Raw genomic sequence first — 22,778 nt, 5'->3', positions numbered from 1 at the left:
GAGAGACGCCATGGAACTGAATGTCATTGGCGCCAAGCCGCTCAACGTGTCGGACGAAGTGTTCGGCGGTGAGTTCAAGCAGGCCCTGATCCACCAGGTGGTCGTTGCCTACCAGGCCGGCGGTCGCGCCGGTACCAAGGCGCAGCTGTCGCGTGGTGAGCTGTCGGGTACCACCAAGAAGTTCAAGAAGCAGAAGGGCGGCGGCGCCCGTCACGGCGACTACCGCGCCCCGATCTTTGTCGGCGGCGGTGTCACCTTCGCGGCGAAGCCCCGCAACTTCGAACAGAAAGTCAACCGCAAGGCCTATCGCGTGGCGCTGCGCTCCATTCTCGCGGAGCTCAATCGCCAGGGTCGCCTGAAGGTGGTCGAGAGCTTCGGCATCGACACCCCGAAGACCAAGGCGATGGTTGCCAAGCTGGCCGAGCTGCAGGTTTCCGGTCGTGTGCTGCTGGTGTCGGAAGATGCCAACGAAGCCACCTTCCTGGCTGCCCGCAACATCCCGTACATCCACATGGTGGACGTGCTGGCGCTGAACCCGGTGAGCCTGGTCGGTTCGGATCACATCGTCATGACCGTCGATGCGGTGAAGAAGATCGAGGAGTGGCTGGCATGAGCAACGAACGCATTCTCAACACGCTGCGCGCGCCGCACATCTCCGAGAAGGCGGCCCGTCTTGCCGAGGGCAACCAGTACGTTTTCGTGGTCGCGCCCGACGCGACCAAGGCCGATGTCCGCGCGGCGGTGGAGCAGATGTTCGACGTCAAGGTCGAGCAGGTGAACCTCGTCAACGCCAAGGGCAAGGTCAAGTCCTTCCGTTTCCGCGCTGGCAACCGCCAGGGCAAGCGCAAGGCCTACGTGCGCCTGGCCGATGGGCAGACCATCGACGTGGCGGCCAAGGCCTGAGCCAGGAGTTGAATTGAGATGGCACTGATCACTCACAAGCCGACCTCGGCCGGACGCCGCGACGCAGTCAGCGTGCGTACCCCGGGCCTGCACAAGGGCGCGCCGTACGCGCCGTTGACCGAAGCCCAGTCCAAGACCGGCGGTCGCAACCATTACGGTCGCATCACCGTTCGTCACCAGGGCGGCGGTCATAAGCAGCGTTACCGCATCATCGACTTCAAGCGCGACAAGGAAGGCATCGTCGCCCAGGTCGAGCGCATCGAATACGATCCGAACCGCACCGCGCACATCGCGCTGCTGTGCTACGCCGACGGCGAGCGCCGCTACATCATCGCCCCGAAGGGAGTGCAGGCGGGCGACCGCCTGGTGTCGGGCCACGATGCGCCGATCAAGGCCGGCAACAGCCTGCCGCTGCGCAACATCCCGGTCGGTTCGACCGTGCACTGCATCGAGATGAAGCCCGGCAAGGGCGCGCAGATCGCCCGCAGCGCCGGCGCTTCCGTCCAGCTGGTGGCCCGCGAGTCCGGCTACGCCACGCTGCGCCTGCGCTCCGGCGAAATGCGCCGCGTGCCGGTCGACTGCCGCGCCACCATCGGTGAAGTCGGCAACGGCGAGCACAGCCTGAAGAAGCTCGGCAAGGCCGGCGCCAAGCGTTGGAAGGGCATCCGCCCGACCGTCCGCGGCGTCGCCATGAACCCGGTCGACCATCCGCATGGCGGTGGTGAAGGCAAGACCTCCGGCGGCCGTCATCCGGTCAGCCCGTGGGGCACGCCGGCCAAGGGCTACAAGACCCGTAACAACAAGCGCACGCAGCAGTTCATCGTGCGTCGCCGCAAGTAACAGGAAACCGTCATGCCGCGTTCATTGAAGAAAGGTCCTTTCGTCGACCTTCACCTCGTGAAGAAGGTGGAAGCTGCGGTTTCCACCAACAACAAGCGTCCGATCAAGACCTGGTCGCGCCGCTCGATGATCCTGCCGGAAATGGTGGGATTGACCATCGCCATCCACAACGGTCGCCAGCACGTGCCGGTGCTCGTCAACGAGAACATGGTCGGGCACAAGCTCGGCGAGTTCGCGGTGACCCGCACCTTCAAGGGCCATGGCGGCGATAAGAAGGGCAAGTGATGAGCACCGAAGCCAAAGCAATCCTGCGCAGCGCCCGCATTTCGGCGCAGAAGGTGCGCCTGGTGGCTGACCTGGTCCGCGGCATGCCCGTGGGCCGTGCCAGCGACGTGCTCCAGTTCACCAACAAGAAGGCCGCGCACATCGTTCGTAAGGTGCTGCTGTCGGCCGTCGCCAACGCCGAGAACAACCTCGGCGCCGACGTCGACGAGCTGAAGATCGCTCGCATCTTCGTCGACGAAGGTCCGGCGATGAAGCGCATGTACGCCCGCGCCAAAGGCCGCGGTTCTCGCATCCTGAAGCGCACGAGCCACATCACTGTGGTCGTTGGCAACTGACTGGGGATATAGACGATGGGTCATAAAGTTCATCCCACCGGTATCCGCCTCGGCATTGCCAAGGACTGGAACTCGAAGTGGTACGCCAATAAGGGCGAATACGCCCAGTACCTCGCTGCCGACCTGAAGGTCCGCGAGATGCTGCGCAAGAAGCTGGCCCAGGCCGGCATCTCGAAGATCCAGATCGAGCGCCCGGCCAAGACCGCGCGCGTGACGATCCACACCGCCCGTCCGGGCGTGGTGATCGGCAAGAAGGGCGAGGACATCGAGAAGCTGCGCAAGGAAGTCAGCCAGCTGATGGGCGTCCCGGCGCACATCAACGTCAGCGAGGTGCGCAAGCCCGAGCTCGACGCGCAGCTGGTGGCCGAGTCGATCGCGCAGCAGCTCGAGCGCCGCATCATGTTCCGCCGCGCCATGAAGCGCTCGGTCGGCAACGCGATGCGCCTCGGCGCCCTGGGCATCAAGATCAACGTGTCCGGTCGTCTGAACGGCGCCGAGATCGCCCGCTCCGAGTGGGCCCGCGAAGGCCGCGTGCCGCTGCACACCCTGCGTGCGGACATCGACTACGGCTTCGCCGAAGCGCACACCACCTACGGTGTCATCGGCATCAAGGTGTGGATCTACAAGGGCGAAATCTTCGACCTGGCGCAGGTTGGCCAGGAAGCGAAGGAAGAGCCGTCGCAGCCGCGCCGCGAAGGTGGCGAGGGTCGTCGTGAATCGCGTCGCGAGGGCGGTGAAGGCCGTCGCGAGCGGACGGCGAAGTAAGGAGAGTTGCCATGTTGCAACCTAAGCGAACCAAATTCCGCAAGCAGTTCAAGGGCCGCAACGACGGTCTGGCGTTCAGCTCGAACCTCGTGAGCTTCGGCGAATACGGCCTCAAGGCCACCACTCATGGCGCGCTGACCGCGCGCCAGATCGAGGCGGCCCGCCGTTGCATCACCCGCTTCGTGAAGCGTGGCGGCAAGCTGTGGATCCGCGTGTTCCCGGACAAGCCGATCACCAAGAAGCCGATCGAAGTCCGAATGGGCGCGGGTAAGGGTGGCGTCGAGTACTGGGTCGCTCCGATCCAGCCCGGCCGCATGCTCTATGAAATCGAGGGCGTCGACGAAGCCACGGCCCGTGAGGCGTTCCGCCTCGCCGCCGCCAAGCTGTCGGTGCAGACCCAGTTCGTATCCCGAGCGGTGATGTGATGGCCATGAACGATCTGATCAACAAAACGGCCGACGAGCTGAAGCAGCATCTGCTGGACCTGCGCAAGGAGCAGTTCAACCTGCGCATGCAGAAGGGCACCGGCCAGCTCAACCAGCCGCACCAGCTGCGCCGCGTTCGGCGCGACATCGCCCGCGCGAAGTTCGCGCTCGGCGGCAAGAAGTAAGGACGGCGGATATGAGCGATAACCAGAAGCAGGCGCGCACCCTCGAGGGCCGCGTCATCAGCAACAAGATGGACAAGACGGTGACCGTCCTGATCGAGCGCCAGGTGCAGCACGGCCTGCTGGGCAAGATCATCCGCCGGTCGACCAAGCTGCATGCGCAGGACGACCTCGGTGCAAACGAGGGCGACCTGGTGCGCATCGCGGAATGCCGCCCGCTGTCCAAGACCAAGCATCACCGCGTGGTCGAAATCGTCACTCGCGCGGTCGGCTAAGGGGAGGGTGCAGACATGATCCAGATGCAAAGCACGCTTTCCGCGGCGGACAACAGCGGCGCGAAGGAACTGATGTGCATCAAGGTGCTCGGCGGCTCCAAGCGCCGTTACGCCGCGATCGGTGACGTGATCAAGGTCACCGTGAAGGATGCCATTCCGCGTGGCAAGGTGAAGAAGGGCGAGGTGTACAACGCCGTGGTGGTCCGTACCGCCAAGGGTGTGCGTCGTCCGGACGGCTCGCTGATCCGTTTCGACGGCAACGCGGCGGTCCTTCTCAACAACAAGCTCGAGCCGATCGGCACCCGTATCTTCGGGCCGGTCACTCGCGAGCTGCGCAGCGAGCGCTTCATGAAGATCGTCTCGCTCGCACCCGAAGTGCTCTGAGCGGAGGCTAGACATGAACCGTATCCGCAAGGGTGATCAGGTCATCGTGATCACCGGCAAAAACAAGGGCCAGCGCGGCGACGTGCTGCGCGTGGATGGCGATCGCGTGTTCGTCTCCAACGTCAACGTGGTCAAGCGTCACACCAAGCCGAATCCTCAGGCCAACCAGGCCGGCGGCATCGTCGAGCGTGAGGCTTCGATCCATATCTCCAATGTGCAGCTGTTCAACCCCGCTCAGAACAAGGGTGAACGCGTGGGCTTCAAGACGCTCGAAGATGGGCGCAAGGTCCGCGTGTTCAGTTCTGGCGAGGTCGTGGACGCGTAAGGAACACAAGTCATGACGCGCCTTGAAAAGTTTTATAAAGACGAAGTAGTCAAGAAGCTCACCGAGCGCTTTGGCTACGAGAACGTGATGCAGGTTCCCCGCATCACCAAGATCACGCTGAACATGGGCGTGGGCGAAGCGGCGGCGAACAAGAAGGTTCTTGAGAACGCCGTGGCCGACATGGCCAAGATCTCCGGCCAGAAGCCGATCCAGACCAAGGCGCGCGTTTCCGTCGCCTCGTTCAAGATCCGCGACGGCTGGCCGATCGGCTGCAAGGTCACCCTGCGCCGTGCCCAGATGTGGGAATTCTTCGATCGCCTGATCAACATCTCGCTGCCCCGTACCCGCGACTTCCGCGGCGTGTCGGGCCGCGCCTTCGATGGCCGTGGCAACTACAACTTCGGCATCAAGGAACAGATCATCTTCCCGGAAATCGACTTCGACGCCGTCGACGCGATGCGTGGCATGGATATCTCCATCACCACCACCGCCAAGTCGGACGAAGAGGCCAAGGCCTTGCTGGAAGCCTTCAGCTTCCCGTTCCGCAACTAAGAGAGCGCGAGAGATTTATGGCTAAGACCTCGATGATCAACCGCGATCTCAAGCGGACCAAGCTCGCCAAGAAGTACGCCGCCAAGCGTGCGGAACTGAAGGCGATCGTGCTGAGCCCCACCGCCTCGTACGACGAGAAGATGGAAGCCCAGACCAAGCTGCAGAAGCTGCCGCGCGACGCCAGCCCGACCCGTCAGCGCACCCGTTGCGCCCTGACCGGCCGTCCGCGCGCCGTGTACCAGAAGTTCGGCCTGGGCCGCAACAAGCTGCGCGAAGCCACCATGCGTGGCGATGTGCCCGGCCTGCGCAAGTCCAGCTGGTAAGCAAGACCTGTTAAACGACCCGCCCGGGCCTGGCCCGGGCGGGTTCATACGTCCGGGGGCGGGCTGTTCCAGTGCCGCCGCCGATGCGAAACGCGTGCCGTTATTCGCAAAACCGGAAAAGAGCTGATATAGTCGACAGTCTGCGCAAAGCAGACCGGCGCCTATGCCGGCTTACAACTCAATATTGATTTCCGGTTTTATCGGATATCGGTGCACTCTGAAGGATGTTTTTCATGAGCATGACTGATCCCATCGCCGATCTGTTTACGCGCATCCGCAATGCCCAGGCTACGGGCAAGCAGGCTGTCAGCGTGCCGTCGTCGAAGCTGAAGGTGGCCATCGCCAACCTTCTCAAGAACGAGGGCTACATCCTCGACGCCAAGACTTCCTCGCAGGAAGGCAAGCCGGTGCTCGAGATCAAGCTCAAGTATTTCGAGGGCCGCCCGGCCATCGAGAGCATTTCCCGCGTCAGCCGCTCGGGCCTCCGCGTGTACCGCGGCAAGGACCAGCTGCCGAAGGTCCTGGGTGGCCTGGGTATCTCGATCATCTCGACGTCCGCCGGTCTGCTGACCGATGCCCAGGCTCGCGCCAAGGGCCTCGGCGGTGAAGTCATCGGCCAGGTCGCCTAAGGAGCCGACGATGTCCCGTGTAGCCAAGAAGATCATCAATCTGCCCAAGGGCGTCGAGCTGAAGGCTGGCGCTGAAGGCATCTCCGTCAAGGGCCCGAAGGGCACCCTGTCCACGCACAACCTGCCGGGCGTGTCCGTGGCCGTCGATAACGGCAACGTGAGCATCGTGCTGGCCGAGGGCGCGGACCACAAGTTCGGCGGCACCGCGCGTGCGCTGCTGGCCAACATGGTCAAGGGCGTGTCGGACGGCTACGAGCGCAAGCTCGAGCTGGTCGGCGTCGGTTACCGTGCCGCCATGCAGGGCAAGGCGCTGAACCTGAGCCTGGGCTTCTCCCATCCGGTCGTGTTCAACGCTCCGGAAGGCATCACGCTGGAGACCCCGACGCAGACCGAAATCCTGATCAAGGGTTCGGACAAGCAGCTCGTGGGCGAAGTGGCCGCCAAGATCCGTGGCTATCGTCCGCCGGAGCCGTACAAGGGCAAGGGCGTGCGCTATGCCGGCGAGAAGATCACCCTGAAGGAAGCCAAGAAGGCCTAAGGCGCTGAAAAGCGCGTGCCTATCCGCTTCCTGGAGAGAACACGATGAACAAGAACGAATCCCGCCTGCGTCGCGCCAAGTCCACCCGCTCGCACATCCGCAAGCTGGGCGTGGCCCGCCTGTCCGTGCATCGCACCGGCCAGCACCTCTATGCCCAGGTGTTCGACGCCTCGGGCAAGAACGTGGTTGCCGCTGCCTCGACGGTGCAGAAGTCGATCGCCGAAGGCCTGAAGGGCACCAAGAACATCGAAGCCGCCACTGCCGTAGGCAAGGCGATCGCCGAGCGCGCCAAGGCCGCCGGTATCGAAGCCGTGGCGTTCGACCGTTCGGGTTTCCGCTATCACGGTCGCATCAAGGCTCTGGCCGATGCGGCGCGCGAAGCCGGCCTGAAGTTCTAAGCACCAAGGGGCAGGGCTCTGCGTAGCGCCTGCCCCATCAGCTGTACCTACAACTCCAAGCGGCCCAGCCGCAAGCAAAAGTCCCGGATCTTCCGGGCATGACGGAAAAGAATATGTCTTCTACCGATCGCGAAAATTCAGACGGCCTGCTCGAGAAGCTGATCGCCGTCAACCGCGTGGCCAAGACCGTGAAGGGTGGCCGCCAGATGAGCTTCACCGCGCTGACCGTGGTGGGCGACGGCGAAGGCCGCGTGGGCTTCGGCTATGGCAAGGCGCGCGAAGTGCCGGTCGCCATCTCCAAGGCCATGGAACGCGCCCGCCGCAACATGGTCGCCGTTGACCTCAACAACGGCACGCTGTGGTACGCCGTGAAGGCCAACCACGGTGCGGCCCGCGTGTTCATGCAGCCGGCTTCCGAAGGTACCGGCGTGATCGCCGGCGGCGCCATGCGCGCCGTGCTGGAAGTGGTCGGCGTCAAGAACGTGCTGGCCAAGGCCGTCGGCTCGCGCAATCCGATCAACCTGGTGCGCGCCACCATCAAGGGCCTGCAGGCCGTCGCCTCGCCGAAGCAGATCGCTGCCAAGCGCGGCAAGACCGTTGAAGAGGTGCTGGGCAATGGCTAACAACGAAAAGACCGTCCGCGTCCGCCTGGTCAAGGGCCTGCGCGGCGTGCAGAGCCGTCATCGCCTGAGCGTCAAGGCGCTCGGCCTGAACAAGCTCAACGACGTCCGTGAACTGAAGGACAGCCCGCAGGTGCGTGGTCTGATCAACACGGTCTACTACCTGGTCCGGGTCGAGGAGTAAGCATCATGCGTCTGAATGACATCAAGCCGGCCGCCGGCGCCCGCAAGACCCGCCTTCGCGTGGGTCGCGGCATCGGTTCGGGCCTGGGCAAGACCGCCGGCCGCGGCCACAAGGGTCAGCACGCCCGCGCTGGCGGCACCCACAAGTATGGCTTCGAGGGCGGCCAGATGCCGCTGCAGCGTCGCCTGCCGAAGGTCGGCTTCCGTTCGAAGAAGAAGGCCGAGAGCCAGGAAGTGTTCCTGTATCAGCTGGCCAACCTCAAGGCTGACGTGATCGACGTGGTCGTCCTGCACCAGGCCGGCCTGATCGACAGCAACGCCAAGAAGGTCAAGGTCGTCGCCAAGGGCGAGATCGGCCGCGCGGTCAAGCTGTCGGGCGTGCTCGCCACGGCCGGCGCCAAGGCAGCCATCGAGGCTGCCGGCGGCAGCGTGGAGTAATCACGTGGCGGCAGCCAAGGGCCCTTCGCTCGGATCGCTCGGCAAGCTGACCGAACTGCGTCAGCGCATCTTCTTCGTGATTGGTGCGCTGATCGTTTTTCGCCTCGGTTCGTTCATTCCCGTTCCGGGCGTCAACCCGGAAGCGATGACCAGCCTGATTGAATCGGGCGGCGGCCTGATGAACATGTTCAACATGTTCTCGGGCGGCTCGCTGGCCCGCTTCTCGGTGTTCGCGCTCGGCGTGGTGCCGTACATCTCGGCATCCATCGTGGTGCAGATGATGGGCGCGGTCATTCCGAGCCTGCAGGCGCTGCGCAAGGAAGGCGAGTCGGGTCGTCGCAAGATGACCACGTACACCCGCTTCGGCACGGTCGGCCTCGCGGCCTTCCAGGCCTTCGGCATCGCGGTGGCCCTGCAGAAGCAGGTCGCCAACGGCGGCGCGCCGGTGGTCTATACGCCGGGCATGGGCTTCATCATGGCTTCGGTGGTCGGTCTCACGGCCGGCACCATGTTCCTGATGTGGCTGGGCGAGCAGATCACCGAGCGCGGCATCGGCAACGGCATTTCGCTGCTGATCTTCGCCGGCATCGTGGCGGGCCTGCCCGGTGCGGTGGCGCACACCCTGGGCATGGCCAGCAACGGCGAGCTCAGCGTGATCCGCATGATCATGGTGGTGGGCCTGATCCTGGCCGTGACGGCCTTCGTGGTGTTCATGGAGCGTGCCCAACGGCAGATCACCGTGAACTACGCAAGGCGTTCCGGTGGGCAGCGGGCCTACATGAACCAGACCTCGCACCTGCCGCTGAAGATCAACATGGCTGGCGTGATCCCCCCGATCTTCGCCTCCAGCCTGCTGATGTTCCCGGCCACGGCTGCCACCTGGTTCACCGCCGGCAACCAGTCGCGCTGGCTGCAGGAGCTCACCCAGGCGCTGACGCCGGGCGAGCCGCTGTATGACATCGTGTTTGCGGTCCTGGTCATCACCTTCGCCTTCTTCTATACGGCGATCGTGTTCAATTCCCAGGAAACCGCCGACAACCTCAAGCGGTCGGGTGCGCTCATTCCAGGCATCCGTCCGGGTCGTTCGACGGCCGACTACATCGACAACGTGATGACCCGCCTCACCGGCGTCGGCGCGTTGTACCTGGTGCTGGTCTGTCTGGTGCCGTCGTTCATGCAAAAGGCTTGGCACGTTCCGTTCTACTTCGGCGGCACCTCTCTGCTGATCGTCGTGGTCGTGGTGATGGACTTCACTGCTCAGGTGCAGGCGCATCTGGTCAGTCACCAATATGAAAGTCTGCTCAAGAAGGCCAATCTCCGCCGCAACTGAGGCTGCTGGGGCGACGGAGTAGGGGCCTAAATCGGAGAGCGGCGGCACCTAGGGGCCGCAGGGCTTTCCTGTCGGGATAATTCAGGTTAGAATTGCGCGTTTACCGCGCACGAAACGCATCGGAGAAAGTACATCATGGCGCGCATCGCGGGTGTCAATTTGCCGGTCCACAAGCATGTGTGGGTTGGCCTGCAGAGCATTTACGGCATCGGCCGCAGCCGGGCCAAGAAGGTCTGCGCGGACGCTGGCGTGGTTCCCACCACGCCGATCAAGTCCCTCAGCGAGGGCGAGGTGGAGAAGCTCCGCCAGGAAATCGGCAAGTACGTCGTCGAAGGCGACCTGCGCCGTGAAGTCGGTATCGCCATCAAGCGCTTGATGGACCTGGGTTGCTACCGCGGCCTGCGTCATCGCCGTGGCTTGCCGGTGCGCGGCCAGCGCACGCGTACCAACGCCCGTACCCGCAAGGGTCCGCGCCGCGCGATCAAGAAGTAACGGATTCCTATCATGGCTAAGCCCGTCAAGACCAAGAAGAAGATCAAGCGCGTTGTCACGGATGCCGTGGCCCACGTGCAGGCCTCCTTCAACAACACCATCGTCACCATCACCGATCGCCAGGGCAACGCCCTGTCGTGGGCGACTGCCGGCGGCGCGGGTTTCCGCGGCTCCCGCAAGTCCACCCCGTTCGCTGCCCAGGTGGCCGCCGAGAAGGCCGGCCGCGCTGCTGGCGACTACGGCGTGAAGACGGTGGAAGTGCGTATCAAGGGCCCCGGCCCGGGCCGCGAGTCGGCCGTGCGTTCGCTGAACGCGCTGGGCTACAAGGTCCTGAACATCATCGACGTCACGCCGATTCCGCATAACGGCTGCCGTCCCCCCAAGAAGCGTCGCGTCTAAGGAGCTATAGACCATGGCACGTTATCGTGGAGCTACCTGCAAACTCGCGCGTCGTGAGGGTTCGGACCTGAGCCTGAAGTCCCCGGCGCGCGCGATCGACTCCAAGTGCAAGCTGGAGAACAAGCCCGGCCAGCATGGCGCCAACAAGCGCATGCGCATGTCGGACTACGCCCTGCAGCTGCGTGAGAAGCAGAAGGTCAAGCGCATCTATGGTGTGCTTGAGCGTCAGTTCAGCAACTACTACAGCAAGGCGTCGACCCTCAAGGGCAACACCGGCGAGAACCTGCTGCGCCTGCTGGAAAGCCGTCTGGACAACGTCGTTTACCGCATGGGTTTCGCGGTCACCCGCGCCCAGGCCCGCCAGCTGGTCAGCCACAAGGCTGTGCTGGTCAACGGCAAGAAGGTCAACATTCCGTCCTACCAGGTCCGTCCGGGCGACCAGGTCGCGCTGACCGAGCGTGCGCGCACCCAGCTGCGCGTGCAGGAAGCGGCGACCGTGTTCGACACCATGGACCTGCGTCCGCAGTGGGTCGAAGTGGACGCCAAGAAGTTCGAAGGCACCTTCAAGGCTGTGCCGGATCGTGGTGATCTGCCGTCCGACATCAATGAAAGCCTGATCGTCGAGCTTTACTCGAAGTAATTACCGGAGCCCTGCATGGCAGTTTCGTCAACTAGCGTGCTGCGGCCTCGCGGCCTCAGCGTCGAGCAGCTCGCCCCGAACCGCGCCAAGGTCGTGGTCGAGCCGCTCGAGCGTGGTTTCGGCCACACCCTGGGCAACGCGCTGCGCCGCGTGTTGCTCTCCTCGATCCCCGGCAGCGCCATCGTCGAGGTCGAGATCGACGGCGTGCTTCATGAGTACACCACCCTCGAGGGTCTGCAGGAGGACGTGATCGAAGTCCTGCTCAACCTCAAGGAAGTGGCCATTCGCCAGCACACCGGCGACGAGGTCACGCTGACCCTGGCCAAGAAGGGCAAGGGCGTGGTCACCGCCGGCGACATCACGGTCGACCACACGGTCGAAATCGTGAATCCCGAGCACGTGATCTGCCACCTGACCAAGGACATCTCGCTCAACATGCGCCTGAAGGTGCGTCGCGGCGTCGGCTACCAGCCGGCCAGCTCGCGCCAGCATCCGGACGAGGAAGCTCGTCCGATCGGCCGCCTGCAGCTGGATGCCTCGTTCGCGCCGGTGCTGCGCGTGGCTTACGAAGTGGACGCCGCTCGTGTCGAGCAGCGCACCAACCTCGACAAGCTCGTGCTGGACATCGAGACCAACGGCACCATCGGTGCGGAAGACGCGGTCCGCAAGGCCGCCGAGATCCTCAACGACCAGCTGTCCGTGTTTGGTGACTTCTCGCGTCGCGAGAGCGCCACCGACAAGGCCGAGAAGGGCGGTTTCGACCCGCTGCTGCTGCGTCCGATCGACGATCTGGAGCTCACCGTGCGTTCGGCGAACTGCCTGAAGGCCGAGAGCATCTACTACATCGGCGACCTGGTGCAGAAGACCGAGGTCGAGCTGCTGAAGACGCCGAACCTGGGTAAGAAGTCGCTGACCGAGATCAAGGACGTCCTTGGCGGTCGTGGCCTGGCCCTGGGCATGAAGCTCGAAAACTGGCCGCCGCCGGGCCTGTCGCACGGCATGCAGCTGGGTTGATCAGCCTGATTTGATCAGTCCGATCTGATCAGTGTGTTTGGCGGTCCCCTTTGATCGCCTGCAGTACCCAAGCCCCGGCGGAGCGCCATGCGCATCCGCCGGGCACCAGAAGCGGCCAGTCCTGGCCCGTCTCTTAAGAAGAGCCCGAACCAACAAGGCTCCAAAAGCGGGTAACCGCGGGAAGCCGGTCATTCCGACCGGTTTTTCATAACAACAGACATAGAGAGTAAACGTCATGCGCCACCAGAAATCCGGTCGCAAGCTCAACCGCACGAGCAGCCACCGCGAAGCCATGTTCCGCAACATGGCCGCCTCGCTGATCAAGCACGAGCTGATCCGCACCACCCTGCCGAAGGCCAAGGAACTGCGCCGCGTCGCCGAGCCGCTCATCACGCTCGCCAAGACCGACGGCGTCGCCAACCGCCGCCTCGCTTTCTCGCGCCTGCGCGATAAGGAAGCCGTGGGCAAGCTGTTCGTGCAGATCGGCCCGCGCTACAGCCAGCGTCCGGGCGGCTACCTGCGCATCCTCAAGTGCGGCTTCCGTCCGGGCGACAACGCCCCGATGGCTTATGTCGAGCTGGTGGATCGTCCGCGTACCGAAGCCGTCGACGCCGAGTAATTCCGGCTCCAGGCTGAGCAACACCTAAAACCCCGGTCGGTATCCGACCGGGGTTTTTCTTTTGGGTTCCCTGGCCGGTACCCGCGTAAAAACGCCGCGCAATTTATGCGTGCGCATAGGCCGAAAGCGTGCTGACAGCGCCATGGCGAGCGGGTAATGTCGCCGTTCCGCACCGCAACAGCCCGCTGGCCATGAACCCACTCCGCTGGTCGTACCGCACCTCTTTCCTCGTCGGCTTCCTGATCTGCGCCGGCCTGCTCGCCTTCGCGCTGTATGCCGAATACGGGCTGCACATGGAGCCCTGTCCGCTGTGCATCTTCCAGCGCATCGCCTTCATGGTGATGGGCGTATTCTTTCTGATCGGCGCCGTCCACGGCCCCCGCAGCAAGGGCGTGCGCTGGGTCTATGCGGCGGGTGCGATCCTCGGCGCCATCGGGGGCATCGCCACCGCGGCGCGCCATCTGTGGATCCAGACCCTGCCGGCAGACCAGATCCCCGCCTGCGGCCCCAACCTCGGCTACATGATGGACGCGTTCCCCATGGCCAAGGTGCTGAAGATGGTGTTCACCGGCTCCGGCGAATGCGCCAAGGTCGAACCCATCCTCGGCCTGCCGATGCCGGCCTGGACGCTGTTCTGGTACGTGGCGCTACTGGCGCTGGTGGTGATCGCCGCCACCCGCCGCGTCCAACGCTGAGGTTCGAGAGGAAACGCAGTCCATGAACGCCGATATCCAGCTGTCCACCGTGCCGACCACGTGGGCTCCCGATTCCTGGCAGCAGCGCACGGCGCTGCAGCAGCCGCTGTACGAGAACGCCGGCGAGCTGGCCCAGGCCACGCGGCATCTCGCCAGCCTGCCGCCGCTGGTCACCTCGTGGGAGGTGCTCGCGCTCAAGCAGGCATTGGCCGAAGCACAGGAAGGCCAGCGCTTCCTGCTGCAGGGCGGCGATTGCGCGGAGAGTTTCGCCGACTGCACCAGCCCGGTGATCTCCAACCGGCTCAAGGTGCTGCTGCAGATGAGCCTGGTGCTGGTGCACGGGCTGCGCATGCCCGTGCTGCGCGTGGGCCGCTTCGCCGGCCAGTACGCCAAGCCGCGTTCGGCCGACATGGAAACGCGCGATGGCGTGACCCTGCCCAGCTTCCGCGGCGACCTGGTCAACAGCCCCGAATTCACCCCCGCCGCGCGGCGCGCCGATCCGCAGCGCCTGATCCAGGCGCACGCGCATTCCGCGCTGACCATGAACTTCGTGCGCGCGCTGATCGACGGCGGCTTCGCCGACCTGCATCACCCGGAATACTGGGACCTGGCCTGGGTGGAACACTCGCCGCTGGCCGCCGAGTACCGCCGCATGGTTGCCGGCATCGGCGACTCGCTGCGCTTCATGGAAACCCTGGCCGGTCCGATCGCCGGCTTCACCCGCGTCGACTTCTTCACCTCGCACGAAGCGCTGCTGCTGCACTACGAAGAAGCGCTGACGCGCCAGGTGCCGCGCCACCAGGGCTGGTTCAATCTCTCCACGCATTTCCCGTGGATCGGCATGCGCACCGCCGCGCTCGACGGCGCGCACGTGGAATATTTCCGCGGCATCCGCAATCCGATCGCGGTGAAGGTCGGGCCGTCGGTGACGCCGGACCAGCTGCTGCCGCTGATCGACGCGCTCAACTCCGACGACGAACCCGGCCGCCTCACCCTCATCCACCGCATGGGCAACGCGCAGATCGCCAAGGCGCTGCCCCCGCTGCTCGACGCGGTGAAGCGCGCCGGCCGCCGCGTGCTGTGGGTGGCCGATCCGATGCACGGCAATACCGAGAGCACCTCCAACGGCTACAAGACGCGCCGCTTCGACAATATCCGCGGCGAGCTGGATCAGGCTTTCGATATCCATGCGGCGGCGGGCACGCGCCTCGGCGGCGTGCATCTGGAGCTGACCGGCGAGGACGTCACCGAATGCATGGGCGGTGCGCGGGACCTGAGCGAGGCGGATCTGGATCGCGCCTACAAGTCGATGGTCGATCCGCGCCTCAACTACGAGCAGTCGCTGGAGCTGGCGATGCTGATCGTGCGGAAGTCGCAAAAGACGGTCTGATTCCATCGGTGCCGCAATAAAAAGGGGCGCTCTTCAGCGCCCCTTTTTTATCTAAGCGAAATAGCGCGCTTCAGGGCGCCGTATCGGCCACCACCGGCTTCCCACCCACGGTATCCAGGAACTTCGGCGCCCGCCACGCCTGCGCATGCTGCTCGAAGCCGTACGCAATCGTGATCAAGGCCGGCTCGCTCCACTTCGCGCCGAAGAACACGATGCCCACCGGCAGCTCATGGGCAAAGCCCGCCGGCACCGTGATCGACGGATAACCCGCCACCGCCGCCGGCTGCGAGGCGCCGCCCACGGTCGGGTCGCCGCTCACCACGTGATCGCCCAGCACCGGATCGGTCACGAAGGTCGGACCCCAAGACGGCGCCAGCAGCGCATCGAGGTGATCCTTGGCCAGCGCGGCGTCGATGCCTTCCGGTCCCGCGAAACGCTTCGCCTTGGCCTGCGCTTCCACGTAATCCTTGTCGGTCAGCGGCCCCTTCGCCTGCGCCTGCTCGAACAGCTCCTGCCCGAACCACGGCATCTCGCGTTCGGCTTCGCGCTTATTGAAGGCGATCAGGTCGGCCAGCGTCTTCATCGGCGTGCCGCGGCGCGTGGCCAGATACGCCTGCATATCGTGCTTGAGGTCGTACAGCAGCACGGTGAGTTCCGGATCGCCCAGTTCCTTCAGATGCGGCAGTTCCACCGGATCGACGATCACCGCGCCTTGCGCTTTCATCAGGGCGATCGATTGTTCCAGGATGCGGTCGGCATTCGGCTCCGCGCCGGCCAGCCCGCGCACCACGCCGATGCGCTTGCCCTTCAGGCCGTTGGGGTCGAGAAAGCGCGTGTAGTCGGTGGCGTGCTTGTCCGCCTCCGCCGTGGCGGGATCGCGCGGATCGCTGCCGGCGATCGCGCCCAGCACCGCCGCCGCATCGGCAACGTTGCGCGCCATCGGGCCGGCGGTGTCCTGGTTATGGCTGATCGGGACGATGCCGCTGCGGCTGACCAGGCCCACGGTCGGCTTGATGCCGACGATGCCGTTCGCCGCGGCGGGGCAGATGATCGAGCCATCGGTTTCCGAACCGATCGCCGCGGTGGCCAGGCCCGCCGCGACCGCCGCGCCGGAGCCCGCGCTGGAGCCGCAGGGATTGCGATCCAGCACATAGGGATTGCGCGTCTGCCCGCCGCGCGCGCTCCAGCCGCTGCTGGCGTGGCTGGAACGCATGTTCGCCCACTCGCTCAAATTGGTCTTGCCCAGGATCAGCGCGCCGCTCTTGCGCAGCCGCGCCACCAGGCCGGCGTCGCGCGGCGCCGGCGGCGCGTCGGCCAGGGCGAGCGAGCCGGCGGTGGTGAGCATGCGGTCGCCGGTATCGATGTTGTCCTTCAGCAGCACCGGGATGCCGCGCAGCGCGCCCTTGGATTTCTGCTTGTCGATCCGCGCGGCGAGCTTGAGCGCATCCGGATTGGTTTCCAGCACCGAGCGCAGCGCCGGGCCGTCGCGGTCGATGCGCTGGATGCGTTCGAGAAACAGCTGCGCCAGTGCTTCGCTGCGCAGCTGGCCGGCATCCATGCGCTGGTGCAGATCCTTGATCGAAGCCCAGGCCAAAGCGGGATCCGCCGATTGGGCGGGCAGGGCAGTACTGGCAAGCAGCAGCGCGGCAAACGAGAGCGAAAGCGGCAAACGAGTCACGGCGTGTCTCCTGGGCGCGGCATGATGTCGCGAAGCGGCAGCTTAGCGGCTTCGACCACGGAGCGAGGAAGGGCGGCGCCTATAATCGGCGCATGAACAGAGCCCAGCTGTGCCAGGCCAGGCGTGTGTGCTCCGCCGTCCTGCTGATCGCCGCCATCGCCTTGGCCGGCGCCGTGCACGCCCAGGCGGCGGCCAACGACCCGCCGCACGTGCCGGACACGCTCAAGCAGCGCATCGCCAGCTGCACTGCCTGCCATGGCGAGCGCGGCGAAGGCACGCCGGATAGCGGCTTCTTCCCGCGCCTGGCCGGCAAGCCCGCCGGCTATCTGGCGCGCCAGCTCAAGGACTTCCAGGACGGCCTGCGCAAGTACGGTCCGATGGAATACACCACGCGCTACCTCACCCCGGCTTACATGCGCGAGATCGCCGAATATTTCGCCGCGCAGGAGGTGCCCTACGCGCGCTCGCCGATGCCGCGCATCGCGCCGGATGCCCTCAAGCGCGGCGAGGAACTGGCCACCAAGGGCGACCCGTCGCGCCAGATTCCGCCCTGCGCCGCCTGCCACGGCACCCAGCTCACCGGCGTGCAGCCGGACGTGCCCGGCCTGGTCGGCCTGCCATACGACTACCTCAGTTCGCAGCTCGGTTCCTGGCGCACCAGGACGCGCGCCACCGTGGCGCCGGACTGCATGGCCGAGATCGCCAACCGCCTGAGCGTGGACGACATCAGCGCGGTCTCGGCCTGGCTGGCCGGCCGCGAGCTGCCGGCGGACATGCATGCGCAGCCGGCCGGTTCGATCACGCCGCCGCTGCATTGCGGCGTGCTGAGCGCGGAGGCCAGGCCATGAAGATCTTCCGCATCGGTTTTGCCGTCGTCGTGCTGGCCGGCCTGGGCGTGGCCGGCTGGCTGTTCCTGCGCGGCGGCCAGCCGTCGGTGCCGCGCTCGGCCAGCCAGGTGGATGCCGCCGCGCTCAAGGACCCGGCGCTGATCGCCAAGGGCGCCTACCTCACCCTGGTCGGCGACTGCGCCTCCTGCCATACCGGGCAGGGCGGCGCGCGCTTTGCCGGCGGGCGCGTGGTGGGCACGCCGTTCGGCGACATCCCCGCGCCCAACCTCACGCCGGACCGCGAGACGGGCCTGGGCGAGTGGAGCTTCGAGGCGTTCCGCCAGGCGCTGCACAACGGCGTCGACCGCAACGGGCAGTTCCTGTATCCGGCCTTCCCGTACACCTCGTACACCAAGGTGTCGCGCGACGACGCGCTGGCCATCTTTGCCTATCTGCAATCGCTGGCGCCGGTCCACCAGGCGGCGAAGCAGCCGGGCCTCGGTTTTCCCTACAACGTGCGCAACACGCTGAAGGCCTGGCGCGCGCTGTATTTCCGCGAAGGCGAATACGTGGCGGACGACACCAAGTCGCCGGAGTGGAACCGCGGCGCCTACCTGGTGCAGGGCCTGGGCCACTGCAACGAATGCCACGTCGAGCGCGATGCCTTCGGCGGCATGCGCAGCGACCAGTCGCTGTCCGGCGGCCAGATCCCGGTGCAGAACTGGTACGCGCCGGATCTCAGCACGCAGGCCAACGGTGGCCTCGCCGGCTGGAGCGCGCAGGACATCGTCGACCTGCTGAAGACCGGCCAGTCCGCCAAGGGCACCGCGTTCGGACCGATGGCCGAAGTGGTGGCGCGCAGCACCCAGCATATGAACGAGGCGGACCTGAAAGCGGTCGCCACGTATCTGCAGTCGCTGCCGGCGCGTCCGCGCGTGTCGTACCAGCCTTCACCGCTGGATACCAAGCCGATCCTCGACCAGGGCGCCAAGGTCTATGCCGAACGCTGCGCCGATTGCCACGGCAGGCAGGGCGAGGGCGTGGCCGGCGTGTATCCGCCGCTGCGCGGGAATTCTTCGGTGAACGAGCCGACCGGCATCAATGCGATCCGCGTGGTGCTGCTCGGCGGCTTCGCGCCGGCGACGCAGGGCAACCCGCGCCCGTATTCGATGCCGCCGTTCGCGCAGCAGCTCAACGACAGCGACGTGGCGGCGGTGGTCACCTACATCCGCCAGTCGTGGGGGAACGACGCGCCGCTGGTGCAGGAGCGCGACGTGATCAAGTACCGGCATACGCCGATCGATTGATGGCGCGCTGCGCCTATTCAATCTGCCGCAACTTCTACTACTTCGTCATCCCGGCGCAGGCCGGGATCCAGTGACGTCACCGCTCGCTTGTCGCGAAAGGCAGAAGCTCCCGGCCTTTTCGCTTTCCATGTAGCGCGTCGCTACTGGATCCCGGCCTGCGCCGGGATGACGAGCGTTTAGAAACTGCGCCCGTCCACCGGCACGCGCTTGATTGCCGTCAGATCGACACCCTCCAGACACCGCACATTCACCGCCGTCATCAACTTCCCATCCGGCATCGTCCCCAGCGCAAACGGCGCGCAACCGCACTGCCTGCAGAAGTGATGGGCGATCACGTGCTTGTTGAAGCGATACACGCCGAGCTGGTCTTCGCCGCCGTGGACCTGGACCTGCTCGCGCGGCACGAACCACAGCAGGTAACCCTTGCGGCTGCAGTGCGAGCAATTGCATTCCATCGCCTGCTCCGGCAGATCGGCGCGGTCGACTTCCAGGGTGATCGCGCCGCAGTGGCAGCTGCCTTTGAGCATGGGGAGTCCTCCTTGCCGGGTGAGGCGCAACCCTACGCGCCGCGGCTGCGGCGGACAACGTCCGCCAGCGCCAGCCATGGCGCCAGGTCCCAATGCCCGCGCGCCTGCCCGGATGGCGAGGGCAGCACGAACAAACGCGTCGCGCCGATGCGCTCCGGCTGCGGGCCGTAATCGGCCGCGCGGCCCAGCGCCGCGCGCGCGGCGGCCTTGCTGGTGAAGGCGAGCAGGGCAGGGGCGTAGCGTTCGATCTTGGCGTGCAGGGCCGGGGCGTCGAAGGCGTCGCGCGGCAGTTCGTCGTCGTTGCCTGAGTGCAGCTTGGCTACGTCGGTCAGGCCCACGCCGTAATCCGGCAGCTGCGGATACTCGGCCGGCCGCAGCAGGCGCGGCGTCAGGCCGCAGGCGTGCAATGCGCGCCAGAACATGTTGCCGGGATGCGCGTAATAGGCCTGCTCGGCCGCCGAGCGCTTGCCCGCCGCGGTGCCGCAGAACACCAGGGCCAGGCCAGGGCGCAGCACGTCGGGAAGGATATGCGCCGGCGCGGCGGCGAGCGGGCGGGGAGTGGCGGGCATGACGCGCACTGTAACGGGGCGCCGCGCGTTCATCGATCGACCACGGAATCTGGACATCCCCTGCGGCACGGTAGGGCGTCGTTGTATCCCCTACGCCTCCCCCGCGACGTATGGCCATCGATCTCGCCAGTTTCTGGAACGACCATCCGCTCGGCCGCCTCGGCATCACGGTGGCCATCGCGCTGGCGCTCGCCTTCGTGCTGCGCCGCGTGGCGCGCGCGGTGCTGCGGCGGCTGTCGCGCCGGCACCCCGCCGCCTACGGCATGGTCAGCCGCGCCAATGCGCCGATGGAATGGCTGGTGCCGCTGCTCACCGTGGCGGTGGCGCTGCGCGTCACGCCGGACGTGGAGTCGCTGCGCTTCATGGGCGACGTCCGCCACCTGCTGCTGGTGGCGCTGATCGCCACCACCACCTGGCTGGTGGTGCGCTGCATCGGCGCGCTGGAAGACCTGGTCATCCGCCTGCATCCGGTGGACCTGGCCGACAACCTGCGCGCCCGCAGCGTGGTCACCCAGGTGCGCGTGCTGAGCCGCTCGACCATGGTGCTGTTCATCCTGGCTGGCCTGGCCGCGGTGCTGATGACGATTCCCGGCGTGCGCCAGTTCGGCGCCAGCCTGCTGGCCTCGGCCGGCCTGGCGGGGCTGGCGCTGGGCATCGCGGCCAAGCCGGTGCTGAGCAACCTCATCGCCGGCCTGCAGATCGCCCTGGCCCAGCCGATCCGACTGGACGACGTGGTGATCGTGAAGGGCGAATGGGGCCGCATCGAGGAGATCACCGGCACCTACGTGGTGGTGCGCATCTGGGACGAGCGCCGGCTGGTGGTGCCGCTGAACTGGTTTATCGAGAACCCGTTCGAGAACTGGACCCGGCGCAGCGCCCAGCTGATCGGCACGGTGTTCCTGTGGGTGGATTACCGCCTGCCGCTCGACCCGCTGCGCGCCGAGCTGGAACGGCTGTGCCGCGAGACCCGGGAATGGGACCGGCGCGTCTGCGTGCTGCAGGTGGTGGAGGCCGGCGAGCGCGCCATGCAGCTGCGCGCCCTGGTCAGCTCGGCCGACTCCGGCCAGGGCTGGGACCTGCGCTGCCGCATCCGCGAGGGCCTGATCGCCTTCATCCGGCGCGAATACCCGGACTGCCTGCCGCTGACCCGGATCGACTGGCGCGCCGGCCACGAGGACGAGCCCGCCGCACCGGCCCGTGGCCCGGCGCCGGGCTGACGAAGGCCCCGAACCGGGCGCGGCTGATGAAACCCGCAGCCGCCGAGCCTGTCTCAAGCCAGGAGGCGCCGGCCACGGCGCGAACGGGTTCGCGGCCCGCGCACGGGCGCATCGACGCCCGTCCGCCCAGCCGCTATAAAGACCCTCCGAGAGGGGAGTGTTCGGTGAGTGAAGAGATTCTGATCAATGTGACGCCGCGCGAAACCCGCGTCGGCGTGGTCGAGAACGGCATGCTGCAGGAAGTGCATGTCGAGCGAGCCTCCCGCCGCGGCTACGTGGGCAATGTCTACAAGGGCCGCGTGCAGCGCGTGATGCCCGGCATGCAGGCGGTGTTCGTGGATATCGGCCTGGAGCGCGCGGCCTTCCTGCATGCCTCCGACATCGTGCGCCCGCCGCTGCCGGTGGCCGCCGAGGGCGAGGCGGTGGCGGTGCCGGCCGGCAACGGCCATACCCCGTCCATCAGCGAGCTGGTGCACGAGGGGCAGGAAATCGTGGTGCAGGTGGTGAAGGACCCGATCGGCACCAAGGGCGCCCGGCTGTCCACCCACCTGTCGATTCCCTCGCGCTACCTGGTGCTGCTGCCGCATGCGCGCACCCTGGGCATTTCCGCGCGCATCGAGGACGAGGCCGAGCGCCAGCGCCTGAAAGAGGTGATGACCTCGCTGATCGGCGAAAACCCGCTCGGCTACATCGTGCGCACCAACGCCGAGGAGCAGACCGCCGAGTCGCTGGCCTTCGACGTCACCTACCTGGGCAAGGTCTGGCGCGTGGTGCAGGAGAACATCGCCAAGGCCAAGGTCGGCGAGCGCGTGTACGAGGAACTCTCGCTGCCGCTGCGCAGCCTGCGCGACATGCTCAACGACGACATCGAGAAGGTGCGCGTGGATTCGCGCGAGACCTACGAGAAGGTCGTGAAGTTCGTGCACAAGTTCATGCCGAGCCTGGACGACCGCGTCGAGCATTATTCCGGCGAGCGTCCGATCTTCGACCTCTACGGCGTGGAAGACGAAATCCAGCGCGCGCTGCGCAAGGAAGTGCCGCTGAAATCCGGCGGCTACCTCATCGTCGACCAGACCGAGGCGATGACCACGATCGACGTCAACACCGGCGGCTACCTGGGCACGCGCAACCTCGAGGAAACGGTCTACCGCACCAACCTCGAAGCCGCCCAGGCGGCCGCGCGCCAGCTGCGCCTGCGCAACCTCGGCGGCATCATCATCATCGACTTCATCGATATGACCGACGAGGAACACAAGCGCCAGGTGCTGCGCATGCTGGAAAAAGGCCTGCTGCGCGACCACGCCAAGACCACGGTGTATCCGATGTCCGCGCTGGGCCTGGTGGAGATGACGCGCAAGCGCACCACCGAAAGCCTGGAACGCCAGCTGTGCGAGCCGTGCCCCGCCTGCGGCGGCCGCGGCACGGTGAAGACCGCCGAGACGGTGACCTACGAGATCTTCCGCGAGATCACCCGCGCGGTGCGCCAGTTCAATGCCGAGAAGCTGCTGGTAATGGCCAGCCCGAAGGTGGTCGGCCGCATCCTCGAAGAGGAGTCCGTGGCCGTGGCCGAATTGGAGGAGTTCATCTCCAAAAGCATACGCTTCCAGGCCGAAGAGCATTATTCGCAGGAACAGTTCGATGTCGTTCTCCTCTAGTTCGCTGCGCGGCGAGAGC

At 66.0% G+C, this 22,778-nt stretch carries 34 protein-coding genes; 31 read left to right on the top strand and 3 right to left on the bottom strand.

The genetic code is table 11. The features are described 5' to 3' along the window. Positions 1-10 precede the first annotated feature (10 nt). The 27 genes from rplD (at position 11) to ISN75_RS16475 (ending at position 14,979) form a co-directional block, all read left to right on the top strand. A complete protein-coding gene (gene rplD, locus ISN75_RS16605; protein ID WP_343820728.1) occupies positions 11-613 on the top strand; it encodes a 50S ribosomal protein L4 in 603 nt (200 codons plus the stop codon). Then, positions 610-903 (top strand): 50S ribosomal protein L23, encoded by a 294-nt coding sequence (gene rplW, locus ISN75_RS16600; RefSeq protein WP_026635833.1) that lies wholly within the window; start codon positions 610-612, stop codon positions 901-903. Before rplD ends, rplW begins: the two co-directional genes overlap by 4 nt. Before the next feature lie 18 nt (positions 904-921). Continuing rightward, positions 922-1,743: a 50S ribosomal protein L2 gene (gene rplB / locus ISN75_RS16595; protein ID WP_167257935.1), complete on the top strand. Its 822-nt coding sequence runs from the start codon at positions 922-924 to the stop codon at positions 1,741-1,743. 12 nt (positions 1,744-1,755) lie between these two features. Next, positions 1,756-2,028 (top strand): 30S ribosomal protein S19, encoded by a 273-nt coding sequence (gene rpsS, locus ISN75_RS16590; RefSeq protein ID WP_026635835.1) that lies wholly within the window; start codon positions 1,756-1,758, stop codon positions 2,026-2,028. Continuing rightward, positions 2,028-2,363: a 50S ribosomal protein L22 gene (gene rplV, locus ISN75_RS16585; protein ID WP_026635836.1), complete on the top strand. Its 336-nt coding sequence runs from the start codon at positions 2,028-2,030 to the stop codon at positions 2,361-2,363. Before rpsS ends, rplV begins: the two co-directional genes overlap by 1 nt. Positions 2,364-2,378: 15 nt before the next feature. Continuing rightward, positions 2,379-3,128 (top strand): 30S ribosomal protein S3, encoded by a 750-nt coding sequence (gene rpsC, locus ISN75_RS16580; protein ID WP_167257933.1) that lies wholly within the window; start codon positions 2,379-2,381, stop codon positions 3,126-3,128. Positions 3,129-3,139: 11 nt separating this feature from the next. Continuing rightward, on the top strand, positions 3,140-3,553 hold the full coding sequence (gene rplP, locus ISN75_RS16575) for a 50S ribosomal protein L16 (RefSeq protein WP_026635838.1): 414 nt from the start codon (positions 3,140-3,142) through the stop codon (positions 3,551-3,553). Then, positions 3,553-3,738 carry a 50S ribosomal protein L29 gene (gene rpmC, locus ISN75_RS16570; RefSeq protein WP_167257931.1) on the top strand — a complete coding sequence of 62 codons (186 nt, stop codon included), beginning with the start codon at positions 3,553-3,555 and terminating at the stop codon, positions 3,736-3,738. Before rplP ends, rpmC begins: the two co-directional genes overlap by 1 nt. A gap of 11 nt (positions 3,739-3,749) precedes the next feature. Then, entirely contained in the window at positions 3,750-4,010 is a 261-nt protein-coding gene (gene rpsQ / locus ISN75_RS16565; protein WP_167257929.1) for a 30S ribosomal protein S17, read from the top strand. 15 nt (positions 4,011-4,025) lie between these two features. Then, positions 4,026-4,394 carry a 50S ribosomal protein L14 gene (gene rplN, locus ISN75_RS16560; RefSeq protein ID WP_026635841.1) on the top strand — a complete coding sequence of 123 codons (369 nt, stop codon included), beginning with the start codon at positions 4,026-4,028 and terminating at the stop codon, positions 4,392-4,394. Between the two features lie 13 nt (positions 4,395-4,407). After that, positions 4,408-4,719, top strand: a complete 312-nt coding sequence (gene rplX / locus ISN75_RS16555; protein ID WP_167257927.1) for a 50S ribosomal protein L24 — start codon at positions 4,408-4,410, stop codon at positions 4,717-4,719. 12 nt (positions 4,720-4,731) lie between these two features. Next, on the top strand, positions 4,732-5,271 hold the full coding sequence (rplE, locus tag ISN75_RS16550; RefSeq protein ID WP_167257925.1) for a 50S ribosomal protein L5: 540 nt from the start codon (positions 4,732-4,734) through the stop codon (positions 5,269-5,271). 17 nt (positions 5,272-5,288) lie between these two features. Continuing rightward, on the top strand, positions 5,289-5,594 hold the full coding sequence (gene rpsN / locus ISN75_RS16545) for a 30S ribosomal protein S14 (protein WP_167257923.1): 306 nt from the start codon (positions 5,289-5,291) through the stop codon (positions 5,592-5,594). A gap of 233 nt (positions 5,595-5,827) precedes the next feature. Further along, positions 5,828-6,223 carry a 30S ribosomal protein S8 gene (gene rpsH, locus ISN75_RS16540; RefSeq protein ID WP_167257921.1) on the top strand — a complete coding sequence of 132 codons (396 nt, stop codon included), beginning with the start codon at positions 5,828-5,830 and terminating at the stop codon, positions 6,221-6,223. Positions 6,224-6,233: 10 nt separating this feature from the next. Beyond that, entirely contained in the window at positions 6,234-6,761 is a 528-nt protein-coding gene (gene rplF / locus ISN75_RS16535) for a 50S ribosomal protein L6 (protein WP_167257919.1), read from the top strand. 44 nt (positions 6,762-6,805) lie between these two features. Next, positions 6,806-7,159 (top strand): 50S ribosomal protein L18, encoded by a 354-nt coding sequence (gene rplR / locus ISN75_RS16530; RefSeq protein WP_026635847.1) that lies wholly within the window; start codon positions 6,806-6,808, stop codon positions 7,157-7,159. A 113-nt stretch (positions 7,160-7,272) separates the two neighbouring features. Further along, positions 7,273-7,782 (top strand): 30S ribosomal protein S5, encoded by a 510-nt coding sequence (rpsE, locus tag ISN75_RS16525; RefSeq protein WP_167257917.1) that lies wholly within the window; start codon positions 7,273-7,275, stop codon positions 7,780-7,782. Then, positions 7,775-7,963: a 50S ribosomal protein L30 gene (rpmD, locus tag ISN75_RS16520; RefSeq protein WP_026635849.1), complete on the top strand. Its 189-nt coding sequence runs from the start codon at positions 7,775-7,777 to the stop codon at positions 7,961-7,963. The genes rpsE and rpmD overlap by 8 nt, the downstream gene beginning before the upstream one ends. Positions 7,964-7,968: 5 nt before the next feature. Beyond that, positions 7,969-8,400: a 50S ribosomal protein L15 gene (rplO, locus tag ISN75_RS16515; protein ID WP_167257915.1), complete on the top strand. Its 432-nt coding sequence runs from the start codon at positions 7,969-7,971 to the stop codon at positions 8,398-8,400. A gap of 4 nt (positions 8,401-8,404) precedes the next feature. Then, positions 8,405-9,730, top strand: coding sequence for a preprotein translocase subunit SecY (secY, locus tag ISN75_RS16510; protein ID WP_167257913.1), 1,326 nt, complete (start codon positions 8,405-8,407; stop codon positions 9,728-9,730). Between the two features lie 135 nt (positions 9,731-9,865). After that, complete coding sequence (rpsM, locus tag ISN75_RS16505; RefSeq protein ID WP_167257911.1) at positions 9,866-10,222, top strand: 30S ribosomal protein S13; 357 nt, start codon at positions 9,866-9,868, stop codon at positions 10,220-10,222. A gap of 12 nt (positions 10,223-10,234) precedes the next feature. Further along, entirely contained in the window at positions 10,235-10,621 is a 387-nt protein-coding gene (gene rpsK / locus ISN75_RS16500; RefSeq protein WP_007513384.1) for a 30S ribosomal protein S11, read from the top strand. A 13-nt stretch (positions 10,622-10,634) separates the two neighbouring features. After that, positions 10,635-11,261: a 30S ribosomal protein S4 gene (gene rpsD / locus ISN75_RS16495; protein WP_026635853.1), complete on the top strand. Its 627-nt coding sequence runs from the start codon at positions 10,635-10,637 to the stop codon at positions 11,259-11,261. A gap of 15 nt (positions 11,262-11,276) precedes the next feature. After that, complete coding sequence (locus ISN75_RS16490; protein WP_167257909.1) at positions 11,277-12,275, top strand: DNA-directed RNA polymerase subunit alpha; 999 nt, start codon at positions 11,277-11,279, stop codon at positions 12,273-12,275. A 235-nt stretch (positions 12,276-12,510) separates the two neighbouring features. Then, positions 12,511-12,894, top strand: a complete 384-nt coding sequence (gene rplQ, locus ISN75_RS16485; protein WP_167257907.1) for a 50S ribosomal protein L17 — start codon at positions 12,511-12,513, stop codon at positions 12,892-12,894. Positions 12,895-13,085: 191 nt separating this feature from the next. Further along, positions 13,086-13,589 (top strand): disulfide bond formation protein B, encoded by a 504-nt coding sequence (locus ISN75_RS16480; RefSeq protein ID WP_167257905.1) that lies wholly within the window; start codon positions 13,086-13,088, stop codon positions 13,587-13,589. A 22-nt stretch (positions 13,590-13,611) separates the two neighbouring features. Continuing rightward, the gene (locus ISN75_RS16475) at positions 13,612-14,979 is read left to right on the top strand and encodes a class II 3-deoxy-7-phosphoheptulonate synthase (protein WP_343820718.1); all 1,368 of its coding nucleotides are present in this window, start codon (positions 13,612-13,614) and stop codon (positions 14,977-14,979) included. 70 nt (positions 14,980-15,049) lie between these two features. On the opposite strand, the gene ISN75_RS16470 is transcribed toward ISN75_RS16475, so the two are convergent. Next, positions 15,050-16,657, bottom strand: coding sequence for an amidase (locus ISN75_RS16470; protein ID WP_423385084.1), 1,608 nt, complete (start codon positions 16,655-16,657; stop codon positions 15,050-15,052). A gap of 92 nt (positions 16,658-16,749) precedes the next feature. Here ISN75_RS16470 and ISN75_RS16465 point away from each other — a divergent pair, with 92 nt between their 5' ends. Further along, a complete protein-coding gene (locus ISN75_RS16465; RefSeq protein ID WP_343820717.1) occupies positions 16,750-17,505 on the top strand; it encodes a c-type cytochrome in 756 nt (251 codons plus the stop codon). Beyond that, positions 17,502-18,791, top strand: coding sequence for a c-type cytochrome (locus tag ISN75_RS16460; protein WP_343820715.1), 1,290 nt, complete (start codon positions 17,502-17,504; stop codon positions 18,789-18,791). Before ISN75_RS16465 ends, ISN75_RS16460 begins: the two co-directional genes overlap by 4 nt. Before the next feature lie 176 nt (positions 18,792-18,967). Here ISN75_RS16460 and ISN75_RS16455 read toward each other — a convergent pair whose 3' ends face one another. Both ISN75_RS16455 and ISN75_RS16450 read right to left on the bottom strand, forming a co-directional pair. After that, the gene (locus ISN75_RS16455; RefSeq protein ID WP_343820714.1) at positions 18,968-19,318 is read right to left on the bottom strand and encodes a GFA family protein; all 351 of its coding nucleotides are present in this window, start codon (positions 19,316-19,318) and stop codon (positions 18,968-18,970) included. Positions 19,319-19,350: 32 nt separating this feature from the next. Further along, complete coding sequence (locus tag ISN75_RS16450; RefSeq protein WP_343820712.1) at positions 19,351-19,887, bottom strand: mismatch-specific DNA-glycosylase; 537 nt, start codon at positions 19,885-19,887, stop codon at positions 19,351-19,353. Positions 19,888-19,997: 110 nt separating this feature from the next. Here ISN75_RS16450 and ISN75_RS16445 point away from each other — a divergent pair, with 110 nt between their 5' ends. Both ISN75_RS16445 and rng read left to right on the top strand, forming a co-directional pair. Next, the gene (locus ISN75_RS16445; RefSeq protein ID WP_168649573.1) at positions 19,998-21,104 is read left to right on the top strand and encodes a mechanosensitive ion channel family protein; all 1,107 of its coding nucleotides are present in this window, start codon (positions 19,998-20,000) and stop codon (positions 21,102-21,104) included. A gap of 164 nt (positions 21,105-21,268) precedes the next feature. Continuing rightward, positions 21,269-22,759, top strand: a complete 1,491-nt coding sequence (gene rng / locus ISN75_RS16440) for a ribonuclease G (protein ID WP_167257888.1) — start codon at positions 21,269-21,271, stop codon at positions 22,757-22,759. The last annotated feature ends 19 nt before the right edge of the window (positions 22,760-22,778 follow it).

The organism is Dyella marensis (genome assembly GCF_049532885.1).
Classification (GTDB): Bacteria; Pseudomonadota; Gammaproteobacteria; order Xanthomonadales; family Rhodanobacteraceae; genus Dyella_D; species Dyella_D marensis.
This window is presented reverse-complemented; position numbering and strand designations above follow the sequence as displayed.

Excerpts from the sequence above, each read along its gene's own strand:
- rplD (WP_343820728.1), top strand. The coding sequence starts at position 11 with ATGGAACTGAATGTCATTGGCGCCAAGCCGCTCAACGTGTCGGACGAA.
- rplW (WP_026635833.1), top strand. The coding sequence starts at position 610 with ATGAGCAACGAACGCATTCTCAACACGCTGCGCGCGCCGCACATCTCC.
- rplB (WP_167257935.1), top strand. The coding sequence starts at position 922 with ATGGCACTGATCACTCACAAGCCGACCTCGGCCGGACGCCGCGACGCA.
- rpsS (WP_026635835.1), top strand. The coding sequence starts at position 1,756 with ATGCCGCGTTCATTGAAGAAAGGTCCTTTCGTCGACCTTCACCTCGTG.
- rplV (WP_026635836.1), top strand. The coding sequence starts at position 2,028 with ATGAGCACCGAAGCCAAAGCAATCCTGCGCAGCGCCCGCATTTCGGCG.
- rpsC (WP_167257933.1), top strand. The coding sequence starts at position 2,379 with ATGGGTCATAAAGTTCATCCCACCGGTATCCGCCTCGGCATTGCCAAG.
- rplP (WP_026635838.1), top strand. The coding sequence starts at position 3,140 with ATGTTGCAACCTAAGCGAACCAAATTCCGCAAGCAGTTCAAGGGCCGC.
- rpmC (WP_167257931.1), top strand. The coding sequence starts at position 3,553 with ATGGCCATGAACGATCTGATCAACAAAACGGCCGACGAGCTGAAGCAG.
- rpsQ (WP_167257929.1), top strand. The coding sequence starts at position 3,750 with ATGAGCGATAACCAGAAGCAGGCGCGCACCCTCGAGGGCCGCGTCATC.
- rplN (WP_026635841.1), top strand. The coding sequence starts at position 4,026 with ATGATCCAGATGCAAAGCACGCTTTCCGCGGCGGACAACAGCGGCGCG.
- rplX (WP_167257927.1), top strand. The coding sequence starts at position 4,408 with ATGAACCGTATCCGCAAGGGTGATCAGGTCATCGTGATCACCGGCAAA.
- rplE (WP_167257925.1), top strand. The coding sequence starts at position 4,732 with ATGACGCGCCTTGAAAAGTTTTATAAAGACGAAGTAGTCAAGAAGCTC.
- rpsN (WP_167257923.1), top strand. The coding sequence starts at position 5,289 with ATGGCTAAGACCTCGATGATCAACCGCGATCTCAAGCGGACCAAGCTC.
- rpsH (WP_167257921.1), top strand. The coding sequence starts at position 5,828 with ATGAGCATGACTGATCCCATCGCCGATCTGTTTACGCGCATCCGCAAT.
- rplF (WP_167257919.1), top strand. The coding sequence starts at position 6,234 with ATGTCCCGTGTAGCCAAGAAGATCATCAATCTGCCCAAGGGCGTCGAG.
- rplR (WP_026635847.1), top strand. The coding sequence starts at position 6,806 with ATGAACAAGAACGAATCCCGCCTGCGTCGCGCCAAGTCCACCCGCTCG.
- rpsE (WP_167257917.1), top strand. The coding sequence starts at position 7,273 with ATGTCTTCTACCGATCGCGAAAATTCAGACGGCCTGCTCGAGAAGCTG.
- rpmD (WP_026635849.1), top strand. The coding sequence starts at position 7,775 with ATGGCTAACAACGAAAAGACCGTCCGCGTCCGCCTGGTCAAGGGCCTG.
- rplO (WP_167257915.1), top strand. The coding sequence starts at position 7,969 with ATGCGTCTGAATGACATCAAGCCGGCCGCCGGCGCCCGCAAGACCCGC.
- rpsM (WP_167257911.1), top strand. The coding sequence starts at position 9,866 with ATGGCGCGCATCGCGGGTGTCAATTTGCCGGTCCACAAGCATGTGTGG.
- rpsK (WP_007513384.1), top strand. The coding sequence starts at position 10,235 with ATGGCTAAGCCCGTCAAGACCAAGAAGAAGATCAAGCGCGTTGTCACG.
- rpsD (WP_026635853.1), top strand. The coding sequence starts at position 10,635 with ATGGCACGTTATCGTGGAGCTACCTGCAAACTCGCGCGTCGTGAGGGT.
- ISN75_RS16490 (WP_167257909.1), top strand. The coding sequence starts at position 11,277 with ATGGCAGTTTCGTCAACTAGCGTGCTGCGGCCTCGCGGCCTCAGCGTC.
- rplQ (WP_167257907.1), top strand. The coding sequence starts at position 12,511 with ATGCGCCACCAGAAATCCGGTCGCAAGCTCAACCGCACGAGCAGCCAC.
- ISN75_RS16480 (WP_167257905.1), top strand. The coding sequence starts at position 13,086 with ATGAACCCACTCCGCTGGTCGTACCGCACCTCTTTCCTCGTCGGCTTC.
- ISN75_RS16475 (WP_343820718.1), top strand. The coding sequence starts at position 13,612 with ATGAACGCCGATATCCAGCTGTCCACCGTGCCGACCACGTGGGCTCCC.
- ISN75_RS16465 (WP_343820717.1), top strand. The coding sequence starts at position 16,750 with ATGAACAGAGCCCAGCTGTGCCAGGCCAGGCGTGTGTGCTCCGCCGTC.
- ISN75_RS16460 (WP_343820715.1), top strand. The coding sequence starts at position 17,502 with ATGAAGATCTTCCGCATCGGTTTTGCCGTCGTCGTGCTGGCCGGCCTG.
- ISN75_RS16455 (WP_343820714.1), bottom strand. The coding sequence starts at position 19,318 with ATGCTCAAAGGCAGCTGCCACTGCGGCGCGATCACCCTGGAAGTCGAC.
- ISN75_RS16450 (WP_343820712.1), bottom strand. The coding sequence starts at position 19,887 with ATGCCCGCCACTCCCCGCCCGCTCGCCGCCGCGCCGGCGCATATCCTT.
- ISN75_RS16445 (WP_168649573.1), top strand. The coding sequence starts at position 19,998 with ATGGCCATCGATCTCGCCAGTTTCTGGAACGACCATCCGCTCGGCCGC.